The sequence below is a fragment of the Candidatus Corynebacterium faecigallinarum genome, from assembly GCF_052264515.1.
Taxonomy (GTDB): domain Bacteria; phylum Actinomycetota; class Actinomycetes; order Mycobacteriales; family Mycobacteriaceae; genus Corynebacterium; species Corynebacterium faecigallinarum.
Window position 1 is genome coordinate 26,520 of sequence record NZ_JBQQOC010000001.1, and the last position, 19,556, is coordinate 46,075.

17 protein-coding genes are annotated in these 19,556 nt (G+C 66.9%); 9 read left to right on the forward strand and 8 right to left on the reverse strand.

The genetic code is table 11. The features are described 5' to 3' along the window. Positions 1-10: 10 nt before the first annotated feature. From sufU to ACTXPP_RS00155, 6 genes are read right to left on the reverse strand one after another with little or no spacing between them, the layout of a single operon-like run. A complete protein-coding gene (gene sufU / locus ACTXPP_RS00130) occupies positions 11-463 on the reverse strand; it encodes a Fe-S cluster assembly sulfur transfer protein SufU (RefSeq protein ID WP_301495943.1) in 453 nt (150 codons plus the stop codon). Continuing rightward, positions 460-1,746 carry a cysteine desulfurase gene (locus ACTXPP_RS00135; RefSeq protein ID WP_301495942.1) on the reverse strand — a complete coding sequence of 429 codons (1,287 nt, stop codon included), beginning with the start codon at positions 1,744-1,746 and terminating at the stop codon, positions 460-462. The genes sufU and ACTXPP_RS00135 overlap by 4 nt, the downstream gene beginning before the upstream one ends. Before the next feature lie 7 nt (positions 1,747-1,753). Then, positions 1,754-2,518 (reverse strand): Fe-S cluster assembly ATPase SufC, encoded by a 765-nt coding sequence (gene sufC, locus ACTXPP_RS00140; protein WP_301520474.1) that lies wholly within the window; start codon positions 2,516-2,518, stop codon positions 1,754-1,756. 45 nt (positions 2,519-2,563) lie between these two features. Beyond that, positions 2,564-3,775: a Fe-S cluster assembly protein SufD gene (sufD, locus tag ACTXPP_RS00145; protein WP_301498881.1), complete on the reverse strand. Its 1,212-nt coding sequence runs from the start codon at positions 3,773-3,775 to the stop codon at positions 2,564-2,566. Between the two features lie 3 nt (positions 3,776-3,778). After that, a complete protein-coding gene (gene sufB / locus ACTXPP_RS00150; protein WP_301524664.1) occupies positions 3,779-5,224 on the reverse strand; it encodes a Fe-S cluster assembly protein SufB in 1,446 nt (481 codons plus the stop codon). Between the two features lies 1 nt (position 5,225). Continuing rightward, complete coding sequence (locus ACTXPP_RS00155; RefSeq protein ID WP_301499085.1) at positions 5,226-5,909, reverse strand: helix-turn-helix transcriptional regulator; 684 nt, start codon at positions 5,907-5,909, stop codon at positions 5,226-5,228. Between the two features lie 224 nt (positions 5,910-6,133). Between ACTXPP_RS00155 and mptB the strand changes: the two genes are divergently transcribed. The 4 genes from mptB (at position 6,134) to ACTXPP_RS00175 (ending at position 10,879) form a co-directional block, all read left to right on the forward strand. Continuing rightward, positions 6,134-7,879 carry a polyprenol phosphomannose-dependent alpha 1,6 mannosyltransferase MptB gene (gene mptB / locus ACTXPP_RS00160; protein WP_443340383.1) on the forward strand — a complete coding sequence of 582 codons (1,746 nt, stop codon included), beginning with the start codon at positions 6,134-6,136 and terminating at the stop codon, positions 7,877-7,879. Between the two features lie 59 nt (positions 7,880-7,938). Then, entirely contained in the window at positions 7,939-8,832 is an 894-nt protein-coding gene (locus ACTXPP_RS00165) for an ABC transporter ATP-binding protein (protein WP_443340384.1), read from the forward strand. Continuing rightward, on the forward strand, positions 8,829-9,659 hold the full coding sequence (locus ACTXPP_RS00170; RefSeq protein ID WP_443340385.1) for an ABC transporter permease: 831 nt from the start codon (positions 8,829-8,831) through the stop codon (positions 9,657-9,659). The genes ACTXPP_RS00165 and ACTXPP_RS00170 overlap by 4 nt, the downstream gene beginning before the upstream one ends. Positions 9,660-9,826: 167 nt before the next feature. Continuing rightward, the gene (locus ACTXPP_RS00175; RefSeq protein WP_443340477.1) at positions 9,827-10,879 is read left to right on the forward strand and encodes a COX15/CtaA family protein; all 1,053 of its coding nucleotides are present in this window, start codon (positions 9,827-9,829) and stop codon (positions 10,877-10,879) included. A gap of 356 nt (positions 10,880-11,235) precedes the next feature. Here ACTXPP_RS00175 and ACTXPP_RS00180 read toward each other — a convergent pair whose 3' ends face one another. Further along, positions 11,236-12,162, reverse strand: a complete 927-nt coding sequence (locus ACTXPP_RS00180; protein WP_301495647.1) for a heme o synthase — start codon at positions 12,160-12,162, stop codon at positions 11,236-11,238. Positions 12,163-12,494: 332 nt separating this feature from the next. Between ACTXPP_RS00180 and tkt the strand changes: the two genes are divergently transcribed. The 5 genes from tkt (at position 12,495) to pgl (ending at position 19,119) form a co-directional block, all read left to right on the forward strand. After that, entirely contained in the window at positions 12,495-14,576 is a 2,082-nt protein-coding gene (tkt, locus tag ACTXPP_RS00185) for a transketolase (RefSeq protein ID WP_443340386.1), read from the forward strand. 76 nt (positions 14,577-14,652) lie between these two features. After that, the gene (gene tal, locus ACTXPP_RS00190) at positions 14,653-15,747 is read left to right on the forward strand and encodes a transaldolase (RefSeq protein WP_301495643.1); all 1,095 of its coding nucleotides are present in this window, start codon (positions 14,653-14,655) and stop codon (positions 15,745-15,747) included. Then, positions 15,744-17,264, forward strand: a complete 1,521-nt coding sequence (gene zwf / locus ACTXPP_RS00195; RefSeq protein ID WP_301495641.1) for a glucose-6-phosphate dehydrogenase — start codon at positions 15,744-15,746, stop codon at positions 17,262-17,264. The genes tal and zwf overlap by 4 nt, the downstream gene beginning before the upstream one ends. Continuing rightward, positions 17,264-18,322: a glucose-6-phosphate dehydrogenase assembly protein OpcA gene (locus ACTXPP_RS00200; protein WP_301495640.1), complete on the forward strand. Its 1,059-nt coding sequence runs from the start codon at positions 17,264-17,266 to the stop codon at positions 18,320-18,322. Before zwf ends, ACTXPP_RS00200 begins: the two co-directional genes overlap by 1 nt. Further along, positions 18,319-19,119, forward strand: a complete 801-nt coding sequence (gene pgl, locus ACTXPP_RS00205) for a 6-phosphogluconolactonase (RefSeq protein ID WP_301495638.1) — start codon at positions 18,319-18,321, stop codon at positions 19,117-19,119. Before ACTXPP_RS00200 ends, pgl begins: the two co-directional genes overlap by 4 nt. A 95-nt stretch (positions 19,120-19,214) precedes the next feature. Here pgl and secG read toward each other — a convergent pair whose 3' ends face one another. After that, positions 19,215-19,454, reverse strand: coding sequence for a preprotein translocase subunit SecG (gene secG, locus ACTXPP_RS00210; RefSeq protein WP_301495636.1), 240 nt, complete (start codon positions 19,452-19,454; stop codon positions 19,215-19,217). Positions 19,455-19,556 lie beyond the last annotated feature (102 nt).

Genomic DNA, 19,556 nt, shown 5'->3' on the forward strand with positions numbered 1-19,556 from the left:
CCCGTCCTCTCTAGTTCGCTGTCTTCTCGCTCGCCTCACGAGTGGCGGCCTCGAAGGCCTTCCACCCGAGCAGGGCGCACTTCACCCGGGCCGGGTACTTCGACACACCGGCGAAGGCGACGCCGTCTCCGATGACGTCCTCGTCACCCTCGATGGTCCCGCGCGAGGTGACCATCGTCTCGAACTCGGCGAGTTTGCCCAGGGCATTCTCCACGCTCTGACCCACCAGCTCCTCGGCCATCACCGAGGTGGCGGCCTGGCTGATAGAGCAGCCCATGGCGTCATAGGACACGTCGAGCACCGTACTGTGGTCCTCACTGAGGTGGACGCGCAGGGTCACCTCGTCACCACAGGAGGTGTTGACGTGGTGGACTTCAGCCTCGTAGGGATCGCGCAGCCCCGCGTGCTGCGGGTGCTTGTAGTGGTCCAGGATCACTTCCTGGTACATCTGCTCAAGCTTCACAGTGTCTGACTCGCCTGCTCTCTGTCTGCGTTGGTAGCGGGGACGGTGCCGAAGAACTCCTGGGCGTGACGGATCCCGTCGACCAGGGCATCGACTTCCTCGATGGTGTTGTATACGTAGAAACTGGCCCGCGCGGTGGCCTGCACGCCGAGGCTCCGGTGCACCGGCCAGGCACAATGGTGTCCCACACGGATGCAGACACCCTGGTCGTCGAGCACCTGCCCAAGGTCATGGGGGTGGATGCCGTCGACCACGAAGCTCACCGCGGAGCCACGGTCGTCCGCCTCGGACGGACCGATGATGCGCAGTCCCTCGATCTTAGCGAGTGCGGCAAGTGCATAGGAGGTCAGCTCATGCTCATGGGCGGCGACCTTGTCCATCCCGAGCCCCTGCAGGTACTTCACCGCCGCACCGAGTGCAACGACCTGCGAGGTCATCTGGGTGCCGGCCTCGAAACGCTGCGGTGGGGCGGCGAAAGTCGTCTTCTCCATGGTGACGATCTCGATCATCGAACCACCGGTGAGGAACGGCGGGAGGACACGCAACAGTTCGGCCTTGCCGTAGAGCACGCCGACACCGTTGGGTCCCAGCATCTTGTGGCCGGAGAAGGCGGCGAAGTCGACGTCCAGGGCGTGGAAGTCCACCGGCATGTGCGGCACCGACTGGCAGGCGTCGAGGACGAACAGTGCACCCACGGCGTGGGCACGGCGGACCGCCTCGTCGACGTCCAGCTGTGCTCCGGTCACATTGGACTGGTGGGTCAGCGCCACGACCTTCGTCTTCTCCGACAGCTCGAGGCTGTCCAGGTCGATCCGGCCGTCCTCGGTGACGGTGTACCAGCGCAGGGTCGCCCCGGTGCGCTGGGCCAGCTCCTGCCAGGGAACGAGGTTGGCATGGTGCTCGATCTCGGAGATGACGATCTCGTCGCCTTCACCGACCGTGTGCTCCCCGCTGCGCGGATCGCCCAGCATGAAGGCCACCTCGTTGAGCGCCTCGGTGGCGTTCTTGGTGAAGGCGATCTCCTCGTCCACCGCGCCGACGAAGCCGGCGATGGCCTCGCGGGCGGTTTCGTAGGCGTCGGTGGCTTCCTCGGCGATCTGGTAGGCGCCACGGTGGACCGGGGCGTTGTACTCGGTGAGGAACGTCCGCTCGGCATCGAGGACCTGCAGCGGCCGTTGCGAGGTCGCCCCGGAATCCAGGTACACGAGTGGACGACCGTCACGCACGGTGCGGGACAGGATCGGGAAATCTGCCCTGATGGCTGCGGTGTCCAGTGTGCTCATAGTGCTATCAGGCCTTTGCGGTGAACTGCTCGTAGCCGTGTGCCTCGAGCTGCTCGGCCAGCTCCGGGCCACCGGACTCGACGATGCGGCCCTTGGCGAAGACGTGGACGAAGTCGGGCTTCACGTAGTTCAGGATGCGCTGGTAGTGGGTGATCATGATCAGGCCACCGTTCTCACGCTCCTTGTAGCGGTTGATGCCCTCGGAGACGACGCGCAGGGCGTCGACGTCCAGACCGGAGTCGGTCTCGTCGAGCACGGCGAACTTCGGCTTGAGCAGGCCGAGCTGCAGGATCTCGTGGCGCTTCTTCTCGCCACCGGAGAAACCCTCGTTGACGGAGCGCTCGGAGAAGGACGGGTCGATCTCCAGCTCGTCCATCGCACCGCGGGCCTCCTTGACCCACTGGCGCAGCTTCGGGGCCTCGCCACGCACGGCGGTGGCCGCCGTGCGTAGGAAATTGGCCATGGACACACCGGGGACCTCCACCGGGTACTGCATGGCGAGGAAGAGGCCGGCGCGGGCGCGCTCGGAGACGTCCATGTCGAGCAGGTTCTCGCCGTCGAGCAGGACCTCGCCCTCGGTGATCTCGTAGCGGGGGTGGCCGGCGATGGCGTAGGACAGGGTGGACTTGCCGGAGCCGTTCGGGCCCATGATGGCGTGGGTCTCACCGGAGTTCACGGTGAGGTTCACGCCGTGCAGGATCGGCTTGGGATCCTCATTCTCGTCCTGCGGGACGACCTGGGCGTGGATGTTCTTGATCTCGAGGGTGCTCATCTATGTATTCCTTCTAAAAAGTTCGTTCTGAAGACGTGATGTGGATCAGAGGACGGTGTTGACGAGTTCCTGCTCGACAACGTCCTCGAGATTCTCGCGGACCGAGTCGACGGGAACGCGACGGATGACGTCGGTGAAGAATCCGCGGATGATGAGGCGCCGTGCCTCGTCGTCGGAGATGCCGCGGGACTTCAGGTAGAACATGTGCTCGTCGTCGAAGCGTCCGACGGTGGCGGCGTGGCCGGCACCGATGATCTCACCGGTCTGGATCTCCAGGTTCGGCACGGCGTCGGCGCGGGCACCCTCGGTGAGCACCAGGTTCTTGTTGGTCTCGTAGGTGTCGGTACCGGTGGCATCCGGGCGGATCAGCACGTCGCCGATCCACACGGTGCGGGCCTCGTGGCCGCGGCTGCCGGTCTCGCCCTGCAGCGCGTTCTTGTACATCACATTCGACTTGCAGTTCGGGACGCTGTGGTCGACCAGCAGGCGCTGCTCGAAGTACTGGCCGGCGTCAGCGAAGGACACGCCCAGCAGTTCGGCGTCGCCGCCGGGTCCGGCGAAGCGCACGTGCGGGACGGAGCGGACGACGTCACCACCGAAGTTGGCGGCGGTGTGGCGCACCGTGGCATCGCGGCCGACCAGGATGTGGGAGTTCGACAGGTGGACGGCGGTGCGTCCCCAGTCCTCCCAGACCACGGTGGTCAGTCGGGCACCGTCACCGATGACGAACTCGAGGTTGTCGGAGTGCACGCCGTCACCGATGTAGCGCAGCACGACGATGGCCTCGGCGTGGGCCTCCAGCTCGACGACGATGGTGCCGAAGGTGGTGACATCGTCACCGGCACCGGTGACGGTGATGGTGACCGGGGCGTCCAACGCGGTGTTCTTGGAGACCAGGACATGGTCGGCGACCCGGCTGTTGACCCAGGCCTCGGCAGCGGGACGGTCGACCGGCAGGCCGGCGCGTCCGGTGCGCTCGTCGTCCATGCTGATCTCGGAGTAGGTCACGCCAGCCTGGTCACCGGTGTCGACGGTGACATTGGCGCGGGCCGCCGGGGCACCCTTGCCCGCGGAGGTGTCCTCCAGGCCACGCAGGCGGCGCAGCGGGGTGAAGCGCCAGTCCTCCTCCTTGCCGTGCGGGACGGGGAACTCTGCGGGGTCGGCCGACTGGTAGCGGTCACCCTTGGTCGGCATGGCGTTCGCCGGGGTGATGGCGCCGTCGTTGCCGTCGAGCGGGTTTGTCGTAGGTGCGGTCATTACTTAACCCACCGATCCTTCCATCTGCAGTTCGATCAGGCGGTTGAGCTCCAGGGCGTACTCCATCGGGAGCTCCTTGGCGATGGGCTCAACGAATCCACGGACGATCATCGCCATCGCCTCATCCTCCTCGAGCCCGCGGCTCATGAGGTAGAACAGCTGGTCCTCGGACACCTGCGAGACGGTGGCCTCGTGGCCGAGGGTCACGTGGTCGTTGCGGATGTCGTTGTAGGGGTATGTGTCCGACCGGGAGATCGAGTCCACCAACAGGGCGTCACACTCCACGTTCGCCTTGGAGTGGTGGGCGTCCTTGTTGATCTGGACCAGGCCACGGTAGGCGGCACGACCACCGGAGCGGGCCACCGACTTCGAGACGATGTTGCTCGAGGTGTACGGCGCCATGTGGGTCATCTTGGCACCGGTGTCCTGCACCTGTCCCTCGCCGGCGAAGGCGACGGAGAGCACCTCGCCCTTGGCGTGCGGGCCGGTCATCCAGACCGCCGGGTACTTCATGGTGACCTTGGAGCCGATGTTGCCGTCGACCCACTCCATGGTCGCGCCCTCTTCAGCCTTGGTGCGCTTGGTCACCAGGTTGTAGACGTTGTTCGACCAGTTCTGGATCGTGGTGTAGCGGCAGCGACCACCCTTCTTCACGATGATCTCGACGACTGCCGAGTGCAGCGAGTCCGACTTGTAGATCGGCGCGGTGCAGCCCTCGACGTAGTGGACGTAGGCGTCCTCGTCGACGATGATCAGCGTGCGCTCGAACTGGCCCATGTTCTCGGTGTTGATCCGGAAGTAGGCCTGCAGCGGGATGTCGACGTGGACACCCTTGGGCACGTAGATGAAGGAGCCACCGGACCACACCGCGGTGTTCAGTGCGGAGAACTTGTTGTCGCCGGCCGGAATGACCGTGCCGAAGTACTCCTTGAACAGCTCCGGGTGCTCCTTGAGCGCGGTGTCGGTGTCCAGGAAGATGACTCCCTGCTCCTCCAGGTCCTCGCGGATCTGGTGGTAGACCACCTCAGACTCGTACTGCGCGGCGACACCGGCGACCAGACGCTGCTTCTCAGCCTCCGGGATACCCAGACGGTCGTAGGTCTCCTTGATGTCCTCCGGAAGATCCTCCCAGGTCTGGGCCTGCTTCTCGGTCGACCGGACGAAGTACTTGATGTTGTCGAAGTCGATCTCCGAGAGGTCCGCACCCCAGGTGGGCATCGGCTTGCGGTCGAAGGTGCTCAGCGCCTTCAGGCGGCGTTCGAGCATCCACTCCGGCTCGTTCTTCTTGGCGGAGATGTCGCGGACGACAGCTTCGGACAGGCCACGCTGGGCCGCGGCGCCGGCCGCGTCCGAGTCGTGCCATCCGTAGCCGTAGGCGCCGATGGATTCGATGATTTCGTCGTCAGTCTGCGGCGCTGTGTTCGCCGGTGTCTGGGCAGCTTGGGTCATGTCAGCTCTCCTTCGTCGATGAAGGGTTGATGGTGGTCAGCGGAATGTGGGTTGTGCAGATCCCGTTGCCGTCGGCGATGGTCGCCAAAGGTTGGGTGTGGCGGCCGAGCAGCTCCGTGACCACGCGGTGTTCAGCCGCGCACAGTTCAGGGAACTCATGCGCGACGTCCTGGATCGGGCAATGGTGACGGCAGATCTGGATGCCGGTGGCGGCGTCGTTGACGGTCGCGGCGTAGCCACGGTCGGTCAACGCCTCGGCGATGCGCTCGGCACGGTCGACAACGTCGCCGGACGGTGCGTCCTGATCGGACGCGTCATCGGTGAGCGCCCCGAAGAGGTCACTCATCCGCTCGTCGGCGAAGTGGGCGACGGCGTCGTCGCCGCCGGTCTCACGTAGCGCGCGCAGCGCCAGTAGTGCCAGGGTGTCGTAATCATGGCCGAAACGTCCCCGACCGGCGTCAGTGAGCCGGAAGAGTTTCGCCGGACGTCCTCGTCCGCGTCCCCCGGACGCTGCGGTCCGGGCGGCCTCCACCGTCTCGGCGAAGCCGTCCTCGACGATATTGTCGAGGTGACGACGCACACCGGCGGTACTGATGCCGAGGGCGTCGCTGATCTCGGAGGCACTGATCGGCCCGTTACGGAGAATCTGGTCCAGCACCTCTCGTCGGGTATCCCGGTCAGTCACTGCCGTCCACCTCCTCCGTGTGTGGGGTCTCTCGTCGCCGATCACTCCGATCGGCGGTCTCATGATTAGACAACACGAGTGTCGCGTAAATCATTCCCGTTGTCTAATAAGGACAGGCTGACCTGTTGATTTACCGGGACGTTCCGGCGCCGAATTTCGCAACCTCCCGGGCGCCGACGGGGCCGCGACCTCGCCCCGACACGGTCGCGACGTAGACTACCGGTGTGAGCAACACCTCAATCGACGGCGCGTCGGACGGGCCGGGTACACCTGGCACCGCCGCCGGTGCCGACGACCGCGGTACGGACGCTGGTACCAGCACCGGTAGCGGCACCGGAACCACCGCCAGCCGCAGCGGCCGGCTGACCGCCCTGCTCCCGAACCTCGGACTCGCCGGCTCTCGAAGTGCCCGGCTGCACACCCCGAAACCGCCGGGGTCACGACCCCACTTCACCGCACGCGACCTCCTCCGTTACCGGACCGGTGTCTTCGTCGGCATCGTCGGCTCCATCCTCATCGCCGTCGGCGGACTGGGTGCCGGTGCACTGCCGGTGGTCGGCAACAGTCTCTGGGCGATCCCCGGGGTGGGTTTCCTGGCGCGGATGCTGCACACCACCACAGTGACCGTCTTCGTCGGCATCGCGCTGCTCGTCCTCGGCTGGTTGATGCTGTGGCGGTTCTGCCTGCCCGCCCGGGTGGGCAGCAGCCCTGTCCTGCCGATGCGCGCCATACAACGCACCTTCGTGCTGTGGGTGTTGCCCCTGGTCGTCACCGCCCCGATGTTCACCCAGGACATCTACTCCTACCTGGCGCAGGGATCGATCGCCGCCCAGGGCATGGACCCCTACTCCGGCGGCCCGGTGGACCTGCTCGGAGTCGACGACGACCTTGCCCGCTCCGTGCCCTACGAGTGGTCGCACTCCCCCGCCCCTTACGGCCCGGTCGCCGTGGGCGTCGCCGCACTGATCTCCCTGGTGACCGGTGATGCGATCGGACCGGCCGTGGTGCTCCACCGGCTGGTCTCCATCCTCGCCGTCGCTGCCGCGGCCTGGGCCATCACCCAGCTGGCCCGACGCTGCTCCGTGCGTTACCAGGCAGCGCTCTGGCTCGGCATCCTCAATCCCCTGGTGCTGCTGCACCTGGTCGCCGGGGTACACAACGAGGCCCTCATGATGGGGCTGCTGCTCTGTGGTGTCGAACTCGGCCTCCGGGCCACCGACCCAGGCCGCAATGCCGGTCACCGGTGGGCGTTCACGGGAGCTGCGATCACCCTGATCTGCTGCGCCGGGATGGTCAAGGTCACCGCCTTCCTCGCCCTCGGGTTCGTCGGGGTCGCCGTGGCCCGGATGCTCGGCGGACGCTTCCGGGACCTTCTCCTGGCAACGGCACTGTTCACCGCCGGAACCATCGCGGTGGTCTCCGCGGTGTCGTTCGGCACCGGCCTGGGGTTCGGCTGGATCCTGGTGCAGGGTGGCGCCACCGAGATCATCAGCTGGATGTCGCTGACCACGGATGTCGGCCTGCTCACCGCGGGGACCGCCCAGTTCCTGGGCCTCGGCGACCACACCGCCGCCGCCTTGAGCATCGCCCGCACGCTCGGCCTGCTGGTCGGGGCATTCTGGGTGGTCCGGATGCTGTGGGCGTCCTTCCGGGGACGTATCCACCCGGTCGGCGGGCTCGGCGTGGCGACCTTCATGCTCGTGGTCTTCTTCCCCGTCGTCCACCCCTGGTACGTGCTGTGGGCGGTCATGCCCCTGGCCGCCTGGGCCAACCAGCGTCTCTTCCGCCTGGCGGTCGTGGCCTACTCGGTGGTGCTCAGCTTCTTCATCCTGCCCCGTGGCCTCAACCTGCCGCCGGCGACCGTGACGATGATGTACCTGATGTCCGCGGCCATCGCTCTGACACTCATTGGTGTGGGCTGGCTGCTTTACCGTCGCCGTCTGACCACCGGCTACACTCGGCAACCGTGACTTCGGCAGGAACAGCAGCACCCGAACCCGCCCCTGAGCCTGCACTCAGGCTACGGGGGGTGGTCAAACGCTACGGCAGCACCACCGCCGTCGACGGACTCGACCTCACCGTCGACCAAGCCGAGGTTCTGGCACTGCTGGGCCCCAACGGCGCCGGCAAGACCTCCACGATCGAGATGTGCGAGGGCTTCCTCGTCCCCGATGCCGGCACCGTCGAGGTGCTGGGGATGAACCCGGTCGAGGACACCGACCGGCTGCGCGGACGCATCGGCGTGATGCTGCAGGGCGGCGGCGCCTACCCCGGTATCCTGGTGGGCGAAATGCTCCGGCTCGCCGCGTCCTACTCCGCGGATCCCCTGGACCCTGACTGGCTGCTACGCACCGTCGGACTCACCGGCCATGAGCGTTCCACCTTCCGGCGGCTCTCCGGCGGCCAACAACAACGTTTGTCCCTGGCGCTGGCCCTGGTCGGACGTCCCGAACTGATCTTCCTCGACGAGCCGACCGCCGGGCTGGACGCCCAGTCGCGCCTTGCCGTCTGGGACCTGGTGTCCGCCCTGCGTGCCGACGGTGTCTCGGTCGTGCTGACCACCCACCTGATGGACGAGGCCGAGGCTCTAGCGGACCGGGTGGTGATCATCGACCATGGTCGTGTCGTCGCCCAGGGGTCGATCTCGGAGTTGACCAGCAGCGCCGAACCCAGGACCACCATCACCACCTCACGTCCGCTGAACGCCGAGGTACTCGCCGGACGACTGTCCGACCATGGTGCCGAACTCACGGTCAGCCGCCACAACCAGGTCACCGTGTCAGCGACCGTCACCCCCTCGCTCGTCACCGCGATCACCGCCGAGGCCGAGCGACAGAATGTGCTGGTCACTGCCCTGGAGGTCGATCAACGTAGCCTCGAGAACGTATTCCTCGACATCACCGGACGGGAGATGCGCCCATGAGCAACACCCACAGCACCACCCACCCCACCGCCGGGAAGCCCACGGTCACCGACCGTTTCGCGCCGGGGACGTTCACCCCGAACCCGACACCGGCACCGACAGGGCGGATGCTGCTGTCCCAGGCAAGGATCGAGACCCTGCTCTTCCTGCGCCACGGTGAACAGCAGCTGCTCTCCCTGGTGATCCCGGTCGCCCTGCTCATCGGCCTGAGTCTGCTGCCGGTCGTCCCCCTCGACGACCCCGTCCAGCGGATCTACCCGATGACCCTGGGTATCGCCCTGATGAGCGCCGGATTCACCGGCCAGGCCATCGCCGTGGCCTTCGACCGCCGCTACGGGGCCCTGAAACGCATCGGGGCCTCCGGGGTGCCACGACGGGTGCTCATCAGCGGCAAGATCCTCGCTGTCGGCGCTGCGGTCCTGCTGCAGATCGCGGTACTCACCGTGATCGGGCTGATCCTCGGATTCAGCGTCACCGCCTCCGGTCTGCTGCCTGGTCTGCTGTTCGTGGTTCTGGGGGTGGCGACGTTCACCGCGCTGGGTCTGCTGCTCGGCGGCACCCTGAGCTCTGAACTGGTACTCGCCCTGGGCAACACCATCTGGTTCCTGCTGCTCGGCGCATCCGTGACCACCGCGATGGACCCGGAAATGCCGGACGCCGTCCTGACTGCCCTGCAGGTCATCCCCTCGGTGGCCTTGACCGATGGCCTCATCGCCGCGGCTGAGGGCAGCGTCGACCTGGGGAACCTGCTCATCCTCGGCGGCTGGGCGGTGCTCGGCACCATACTGGCGGTGCGCTTCTTCTCCTTCACCATGAACGACGACTGACCCCACCCGGGGTGGTCGCCCGGGCGTCAGAAGTTTCATCCCGGTGCCATCCGCCGATAGACTGGTGACCTGTGACTAGCCCTCAGAAAACCCAGGACAGCAACGGTAGCACTGCACCAGACGCTGGCGGTCGACGGGAGCTGGTGCGTGACACCACCCTCCCGGTGATGCGGGAACGCGTCGAGTCGATGAAGCCGTCGGTGAGCCACAGTCTTGTCTCGCTCTACACCGCGGTTCTGTCGCTGTGCAAGAAGATGCCGGTGCCCACGGTGAAGCGCCAGCGTCTCTACGCGATCATCCTCTTGGTCTGCCAGGGCGGCATCACCTTCACCGGCTCGTTGGTGCGCGTCACCGGCTCTGGCCTGGGCTGTGACACGTGGCCGCAGTGCCACCCCGGCACCTTCATCCCGGAATCCGGCTCGGCGCCGTGGATCCACCAGGTCATCGAGTTCGGCAACCGTACGCTGACCTTCGTCCTGATCATCGCCGCGGCGCTCGCCTTCATCGCGGTGCTGCGCGCAGCCCGCCGCAACACCATCCTGCACATCGCCTTCCTGCAGGGCATCGGCATCATCGTGCAGGCCGTGCTCGGTGGCATCACCGTGCACCTGGACCTGGCCTGGTGGATCGTGATGGCCCACTTCCTGCCCTCGATGCTGCTGGTCTACTTCGCCGCCTTCATGGTCATCAAGATCACCGAGGACGACGACGCCCCACGCCGCGCCACTATGCCGGTCGCCCTGCGTTGGGCTACCTGGGGATCGGCGGTCACCCTGGCGTTGGTCCTGATCACCGGCACGATGACCACCAGCGCCGGCCCACACGCCGGTGACGAGGCGATCCTGCCGGAGCACCGGCTGCAGATCGAGCTGATCGAGATCGCGAACCTGCACGCCCACATCATGTACCTCTACATGGGCATCACCATCGGTCTGCTGGCCGGACTATTCGCCGTGCGTGTCGACCGTCGGATCAGGAACGTCGCCCTCTGGCTGATCCTGGGTATCGTGCTGCAGGGCGTTGTCGGCGTCCTGCAGTACAACCTGGGTGTGCCCCGGTGGACGGTGCCGTTGCACGTCATCGGCTCCGCGATCGTCACGGCGATGACCGGCCTACTGTGGGCGATGCGGTTCCGCAGAGGTGTCGACTCCGCTTACCGGGACTTCGATACCGCGGACCAGGAGTTCGCCGCCGAGCTGGCGGCAGAGAAGACCTCCTGACGATCAGGCACGGGTCGATTCTACTTCCTCCGAATTTCTCCGTCGGCCGCTACTCCCCGTCCCCCACGTCCCTACTGCGCTGCCAAGCCGGTTCCTTCACGTCCACACGACCCTTCCGCCGCAGCATGAGCGGGCGAGTGTCACCGGGCCATCCCCGACGGACAGCTGTACGTGAACGCTGTGCGGAACAGAACAACCACTCTCGATCGAGAATCCTCTGAACAGATCCGTTCACGGGATTCTCGATCGAGAGTGGTTGTTCTCTGCCCTGTGGGCACGCAGCAAGGCTGGGTAGGCCGGCGACACGCCCGGGGGCTTCCGGTGGGATCGTCGAAGGATGAGAACCCGAGCTGTGTCTAGAACCCGACCATCTCTGCGATGGTCTCCAGCCCGATGACGGCGTCCACCGACAGGCCGACGAAAAGGATGGAGAGGTAGTTGTTCGAGAGGAAGAAGAGGTTCATCGGCTTGACCTTGATGCCCTTCTTCACGCCGTTGTGCAGCCCGTGGGCCCGGAAGATGAACCAGGCACCACTCAGCAGCGCGATCGCGGCGTAGACCCAGCCAGCAGCCGGAACGAGCAGCAGCGAGGTGATGACGGTCGCCCAGGTGTACCAGAGGATCTGTCGGGTGACCTCCAGCGGCGGTTTGACTACCGGCATCATGGGCACACCGGCGGCCTCGTAGTCCTCCCGGTAACGCATGCCCAGTGCCCAGGTGTGCGGCGGGGTCCAGAAGAAGATGATCAGGAACAGGATCAGTGCCTGTCCCCAGGAGGCCCAGCCTGCGTTGAAGGCACCGCCGGTGGAGTCGGTGACGGTGGCCCAGCCGACCATCACCGGCATACAGCCGGCCGCCCCACCCCAAATGACGTTCTGCCAGGTCCGGCGCTTGAGCCACTTGGTGTAGACGAAGATGTAGAAGGCAATGGTCAGCAGGATGAATCCGGCGGCCAGCCAGGAACTACACAAGAAGCCCAGCCAGAGCACACTGGCGACCGTCAGCGTCCAGGCGAACACCGTCGCCTGCCCCTTGGTGACGGTGTGCTTGGCCAGCGGACGCCGGTGGGTACGCCGCATCTTCTGGTCGATGTCGTAGTCGGCGATCATGTTGAAGGCGTTGGCAGCGGCCGCGCCCATCCATCCACCGACCAGGGTCAGCAGGATCAGACCGAGGTCGATCTCGCCGCGCTGCGCCTGCAGCATTGAAGGGATGGCGGCGACCAACAACAGCTCGATGACCCGAGGTTTGGTCAGCGAGATGTAGGCCTTGATCTTGTCCACCGGTTAGTCCGCCTCCATCAGCACCAAAGTCACCGCGTCGTATTCACCGCATTGTTCTTCCGACCCCACAGGACCATGGGTCCTCGGAGGCGTACTCACGGTGCCGCCAAACTGACAGGCTACCCGAGTGGTGCCCTCGAGCACCAAACCGCTCAGCCTTCCATTACGCCCCCCGTCGAGGTGCGGTCAGGAGATAGGTGAGCCTTCCACCGACCACCGGTGACACGGTGACGCGCGGCCCACTACACTTGTCGCCAGGTGCACGGGCAGACCTCTTCACTCCCGTGCCGGACACGTGATCCCCTCATCGCCCACAGGAAGGCAACCACACCGTGACGCTCCCCCAGGAACTCGAAGCCCGCACCGTCCGGCGTTACCCGGACGACTGGTCCGAGCTGGACACCCGGGCGGTGGACACGGCCCGCGTGCTGGCCGCCGATGCCGTGGAGAAGGTGGGATCCGGACACCCGGGCACCGCAATGTCCCTGGCACCGCTTGCGTACACCCTCTACCAGCGCGTGCTGCGTCACGACCCCGCGGACACGAACTGGCTCGGCCGGGACCGCTTCGTCCTGTCCTGTGGCCACAGTTCCCTCACCCAGTACATCGAGCTCTACCTCGGCGGCTTCGGCCTGGAGCTCGACGACCTCAAGGCCCTGCGCACGTGGGGCTCGGTGACCCCGGGACACCCCGAGGTCGGTGAGACCGCCGGTGTGGAGATCACCACCGGCCCGCTGGGCCAGGGTCTGGCGTCGGCCGTGGGCATGGCGATGGCGCAGCGTCGCGAGCGCGGACTGTTCGACCCGGAGGCCCCGGCCGGTGAGTCCCCCTTCGACCACCGGATCTACGTCATCGCCTCCGACGGCGACATCCAGGAGGGCGTCACCGCCGAGGCTTCCTCTATCGCAGGAACCCAGCAGCTGGGCAACCTCATCGTCTTCTGGGACGACAACAACATCTCCATCGAGGACAACACCGACATCGCCTTCACCGAGGACGTCGTCGCCCGCTACGCCGCCTACGGCTGGCAGACACTGGAGGCCAACGCCGAGGACGTCACCGGCATCCTCGACGCCATCGCCGAGGCCGAGTCCGACACCACCCGCCCCAGCTTCATCCGGGTGAAGTCCGTCATCGGCTTCCCGTCCCCCTCCAAGATGAACACCGGCGGCATCCACGGTGCCGCCCTCGGTGGCGACGAGGTCGCCGCAGTCAAGCAGGTGCTCGGCTTCGACACCGGGCAGACCTTCGAGGTAGCCGACGAGGTCATCGCCCACTCCCGCGGTCTGGTCGAGCGCGGCGCACAGGCCCACGCCGAGTGGCAGCAGGCCTTCGACGCCTGGGCCGAGGCCAACCCGGAGCGCAAGGCACTGCTGGACCGCTCCCTGGCACGTGAACTGCCCGAGGACATCGCGGCAGACCTACCCACCTGGGAGGCCGGCGAGGCCCTGGCCACCCGCAAGGCCTCCGAAGCCTCCCTGCAGGCCCTCGGCGCAGTCCTGCCGGAGCTGTGGGGTGGTTCCGCCGACCTCGCCGGCTCGACGAACACCATCATCAAGGGCTCATCCTCCTTCGGCCCGGAGTCGATCTCGACCGACGCATGGTCGGCCGAGCCCTACGGCCGCAACCTGCACTTCGGTATCCGTGAGCACGCCATGGGCGCGATCCTCAACGGTATCGCCCTGCACGGTCCGACCCGTCCCTACGGCGCGACGTTCCTGCAGTTCGCCGACTACATGCGCGGTGCGGTCCGTCTCGGCGCCCTGATGAGCACCGACACCTACTACGTCTGGACCCACGACTCCATCGGTCTCGGTGAGGACGGCCCGACCCACCAGCCGGTCGAGCACCTCGCTGCGCTGCGTGCCATCCCGAACCTCTCGGTGATCCGCCCGGCGGACGCCAACGAGACCGCCCAGGCATGGCTGGCCGCACTGCAGGCCCCGGCCGCCCCGAAGGCACTGGTCCTCACCCGTCAGGGAGTTCCGGTGCTCGAGGGCAGCGCCGTGAAGGCCGCCGAGGGGGTCGCCCGTGGCGCCTATGTCCTCGTCGAGTCCTCCACCGAGGTCCCGCAGGTGATCCTGCTGGCCACCGGCTCCGAGGTGCAGCTCGCCGTCGAGGCGGCCGCCACCCTGGAGGCTGACGGTGTCGGTACCCGCGTCGTCTCCGTGCCCTGCATGGAGTGGTTCGAGGCACAGGACGACGCCTACCGCGAGTCCGTCCTGCCCGCCGCGGTCACCGCCCGGGTGTCGGTCGAGGCCGGTATCGCGATGCCCTGGAAGGGCTACACCGGCACGGCCGGTCGCAACGTCTCACTGGAGCACTTCGGTGCCTCCGCCGACTACAAGACCCTGTTCCGGGAGTTCGGCATCACCGCCGAGGCAGTCGTCGCCGCCGCCCGGGACATCCTCTAGTCCACCACTCCACTCTCCTACTCTCCCGCATCCCTTCTCCCGTACGTCTTGAGCAGAAAGTTGGTCGAACACCATCGTGAACAACGTCTCTGAACTCGCCACCACCGGTACCTCCGTCTGGCTGGACGATCTCTCCCGCGACCGTCTGACCTCCGGAAACCTCGCCGGTCTCATCGCGGACACCGGCATCGCCGGGGTCACCACCAACCCGGCGATCTTCGCCAAGGCCATGACGTCCAGCACCGCCTACGACACCCGGCTGGCCACCCTGTCGCAGTCCGGGTCGGACGCCTCCACCGCCGTCTTCGCCATGGCCGTCGACGACGTCCGCGACGCCTGCGACGCCTTCGCCGACACCTACGCGGCTTCCGCCGGTGTCGACGGGCGGGTGTCGATCGAGGTCGACCCGCGGCTGGCCGAGGACCCGGCGGCCACCATCGCCCAGGCCAAGCAGCTGCGTGAGGAGGTCGGCCGGGAGAACGTGATGATCAAGATCCCGGCGACCACCGCCTGCCTGCCCGCAATCACCGAGGTGCTCGCCGCCGGCATCAGCGTCAACGTCACCCTGATCTTCAGCGTCGAGCGCTACCGCGAGGTCATCGCCGCCTTCATCGAGGGTGTCGCACGCGCCGCGGACAACGGACTGGACATCTCCACCATCCACTCGGTCGCCAGCTTCTTCGTCTCCCGCGTCGACTCGGAGATCGACCGTCGCCTCGAGGAATCCGGTGGGGACGCCGCCCTGACCCTGCGGGGCAAGGCCGGTGTCGCCAATGCACGCCTGGCCTACGCCGCCTTCGGCGAGGACCTGCTCGGTGACTCCCGTTGGCAGGACCTCGCCACCCGCGGCGGTAACGTCCAGCGTCCGCTGTGGGCGTCCACCGGTGTGAAGAACCCGGAGTACCCGGACACCCTGTACGTCACCGAACTGGCCGGCCCGCACACGGTGAACACCATGCCCCAGGACACCCTGGACGCCACCGTCGACCACGCGAAGATCACCGGCGACACGCTCACCGGGACCGGGGATGCGTCCCATGAGGTCTTCGCCGCACTCGAGGACGTCGGCATCGACCTGTCGGACGTCTTCGCCGTGCTGGAGCGCGAGGGAGTCGAGAAGTTCGTCAGCTCCTGGCAGGATCTCCTCGACGCCATCGGCGAGCGCCTGTGACCTCGGTGAACCCGCTGCGGGACTCCGCAGACCGACGCGTCCCGCGCATTGCCGGGCCGTCCGGTCTGGTGATCTTCGGTGTCACCGGCGACCTTGCGCGGCGTAAGTTGCTTCCCGCCGTTTACGACCTGGCCAACCGTGGCCTGCTCCCCCCGGGTTTCAGCCTCATCGGATACGGCCGTCGTGACTGGACCAAGGAGGACTTCGAGGCCGAGGTGCTCGATGCCGTCCGTGAACGGGTCCGCACCCCGTGGCGTGAGTCGGTGTGGAACCAGCTCGCCGCCGGCATCCAGTTCGTCAAGGGTGACTTCGTCACCGATGCCGCCTTCGACGACCTGGCGGCGATGACCCGCCGGATGGACGCCGAACGCGGTACCGCCGGCAACTGGGCCTACTATCTTTCAGTCCCGCCGCAGTACTTCTCCGACGTGTGCAACCAGCTGCAGCGCTCCGGGCTCGCCGACAGCTCCCAGGGCTGGAAGCGGGTGGTCATCGAAAAGCCCTTCGGCCACGACGAGGAGTCCGCCGCGGAGCTCAACCGAACCGTCAACGCGGTCTTCCCGGAGTCCTCGGTGTTCCGAATCGACCACTACCTGGGCAAGGAGACCGTACAGAACATCCTGGTGCTGCGTTTCGCCAACCAGATGTTCGAGCCCTTGTTCAACTCCCAGCTGATCGACCACGTCCAGATCACCATGGCCGAGGACATCGGCCTGGGCGGACGCGCCGGCTACTACGACGGCATCGGTGCCGCCCGCGACGTGATGCAGAACCACCTGCTCCAGTTGCTGGCCCTGGTGGCGATGGAGGAGCCGGTGACCTTCGCCCCGGATGAACTCAAGTCCGAGAAACTCAAGGTGCTCAAGGCCACCCGGCCGGTCGGCCCGTTCGCCCAGACCACCGCCCGTGGCCAGTACACCGCCGGTTGGCAGGGCTCGGAGTTCGTCCCCGGACTGCGCGAGGAGGATGGTTTCGAACCGACATCCACCACCGAGACCTATGCTGCTGCCACCTTCGAGATCAATTCCCGGCGCTGGGCCGGGGTGCCGTTCTACCTGCGTACCGGCAAGCGGCTCGGCCGACGTGTCACCGAGATCGCGCTGGTGTTCAAGGACGCCCCGCACCAGTCCTTCGCCCGGGACCAGACCGAGGCACAGGACTCCAACGTGCTGGTCATCCGGGTGCAGCCGGATGAGGGTGTGCTGCTGCGCTTCGGATCCAAGGTGCCTGGCTCGGCGATGGACGTCCGTGACGTCAACATGGACTTCTCCTACTCCGAGGCCTTCACCGAGCAGTCCCCGGAGGCCTATGAGCGGCTCATCCTCGACGCCCTGCTCGACGAGGCCAGCCTGTTCCCCACCAACGAGGAGGTCGAGGAGTCCTGGCGCATCCTCGACCCGATCCTGAACTACTGGTCACAGTCCGGACGGCCGGAGGACTACGAGTCCGGCACCTGGGGACCGTTCGGCGCCGACCGGATGCTGACCCGCCACAGCAGGAAATGGAGGCGACCCTGATGTCCGCCGCGACCTTCACCGACACCAGTACCGGCGACCAGGCCGTGGTCCGGAACCTCGGCACCACGACGACACGGGCTCTGGGGCGTGAACTACACCGGCTGCGTGAACAGCGCGGCGAGGTGGCCACCGGCCGGGTGCTGACCCTCATCGTGTCCATGCGTTCCGAAGAGGACCTCGACGCTGTCGTCGCCGCGACCGTGGAGGCCTCGCGCGAGCACCCTGCCCGGGTGATCTTCGTGGTGCACGACCGCTCCACCACCGAGGTGAGCATGGATGCCGCGATCCACCTGGGTGGCGACGCCGGCGCCTCGGAGATGATCCTCATGCGGTTGCACGGTGCACTGGCCGACCATGCCGACAATGCGGTCATGCCGCTGCTGCTGCCGGACACCCCGGTGGTGGTGTGGTGGCCGTTCACCTCGCCCCGCAACCCCGCCGCCGACGCCCTCGGTGCACTGGCCACCCGCCGGATCACCGACAGTCTCGCCGACGCCACCGCCGGACGCGGTGCCGAGGCGATCTTCCGTCGCCGCATCGGCTACAGCCGCGGTGACTCCGACCTGGTGTGGAGCCGGATCACCCCGTGGCGTGGACTGCTGTCCAGCGCCCTGGACCAGCGACCCGGGGCGACGATCGTCTCCGCCGAGGTCGACGGCCCCGCCGATGACCCGGCGGTCGACATCGCCGCCGGCTGGCTCGCCCACCGGCTGAACGTCCCGGTGTCCCGCTGCGCCGACGGTTCCCCCACCATCCCCGTCGACGACGACGGTCAGCCGACCGCACCGGTGCGCCGCACCGTGATCACCCTCGACGACGGCGAAGTGGTCCTGGAGATCCTCGACCACCACTCGGCCCGGGTCAGCACCGGAATCGGCACCGATACAGTGGTCAACCTGTCCCGCCGCCCGGTCGGTGACTGTCTCGCCGAGGAACTGCGTTACCTAGAACCCGACCGTGCCTTCGGTGATGCCCTGCATGGTCTTCCCCGGGTGCGTACCCCGAAGGATTCGATGAGTTCCCCCTTGCCGATGTCGTCCCAGGAGAGTCGCCGATGACCACCCGTTCCGTGTCCGTGACCGCCTGGCCTGACCAGGACACCTTGGCCGAGGGGGTGGCCCGTGACATCGTCGAGGTCATCGCCGAGGTTCAGCGCCGCGGTGGGGTGACCGACGACGGCTTCGCCCGGATCGTCCTCACCGGCGGTGGGGCCGGCGGCGCCGTACTGCGTGCCCTGGCCGCCCTGGACCTTGCCGCACGGCAGACCGCGGAGTCCTTCCCGGTCACCGCCATCGACTGGTCGAAGGTTCACGTCTTCTTCGGCGACGAGCGTTTCGTCCCGGTCGGGACGACCGGTGCAGTGGCCCGCAACGACGGCCTGGCTGACACCGAGCTGTTGGAACATGTCGGCATCCCGGCACAGCATGTGCACCGGGTGGCGGCACCCACCGACGCGGAGTCCCCGGACGGCCCGGAGTTGGACACCGCGGCATCCGACTACGCCACCGTGCTCGGCGAGTACGCCCCCGAGGGTTTCGACCTGCACCTGTTGGGGATGGGGCCGGAGGGACACATCAACTCACTGTTCCCCCACACCCCGGAGCTCTCCCCCGCTGACGGGACCACCGTCGTCGCCGTGCGCGGGTGCCCCAAGCCTCCGGCCGAACGCGTGTCCCTGACTCTGGCAGCGGTGAACTCCGCCCAGCGGGTCTGGCTGCTGGTGTGTGGAGCTGCAAAAAAGGACGCCGCCGACCATGTGGTCAGCGGCGATGATCCGGCCCAGTGGCCGGCGGCTGCGGTGTGCGGTACTTCCGAGACGGTCCTGCACGTCGACGCCGGGGCCGATCCTCGCTAGGAACCCGTCTCCGACATGCGCCAAGGGCCCGGCAGATTGCCGGGCCCTTCTGCTGTGCCGCGATACTCGTACAGGGCGGTACGTACGGGCTCCTACTAGACCTGGGCGTAGTGGACGGCCAGGTTCAGCCCGATGATGGCGGCGATCCAGATCACCGCGGTGATCACCGTCAGCCGGTCCAGGTTCTTCTCGACCACGGTGGAGCCGGACAGACTCGACTGCATGCCGCCACCGAAGAGGCTGGACAGGCCGCCGCCCTTGCCCTTGTGCAGCAGGACGGACAGTCCCATGATGAGGCTGGTGACCACCAGAACGATCTGGAGGGTGAGAACCATGTCGGTAAGTGCCTAACGTCGTGTCGGGGAGGGCAGGAACAACTCTGACAATTCAGCCCTTTCGGAAACTCCCCCATCATAGCCCACGAGGGCCCACCGATG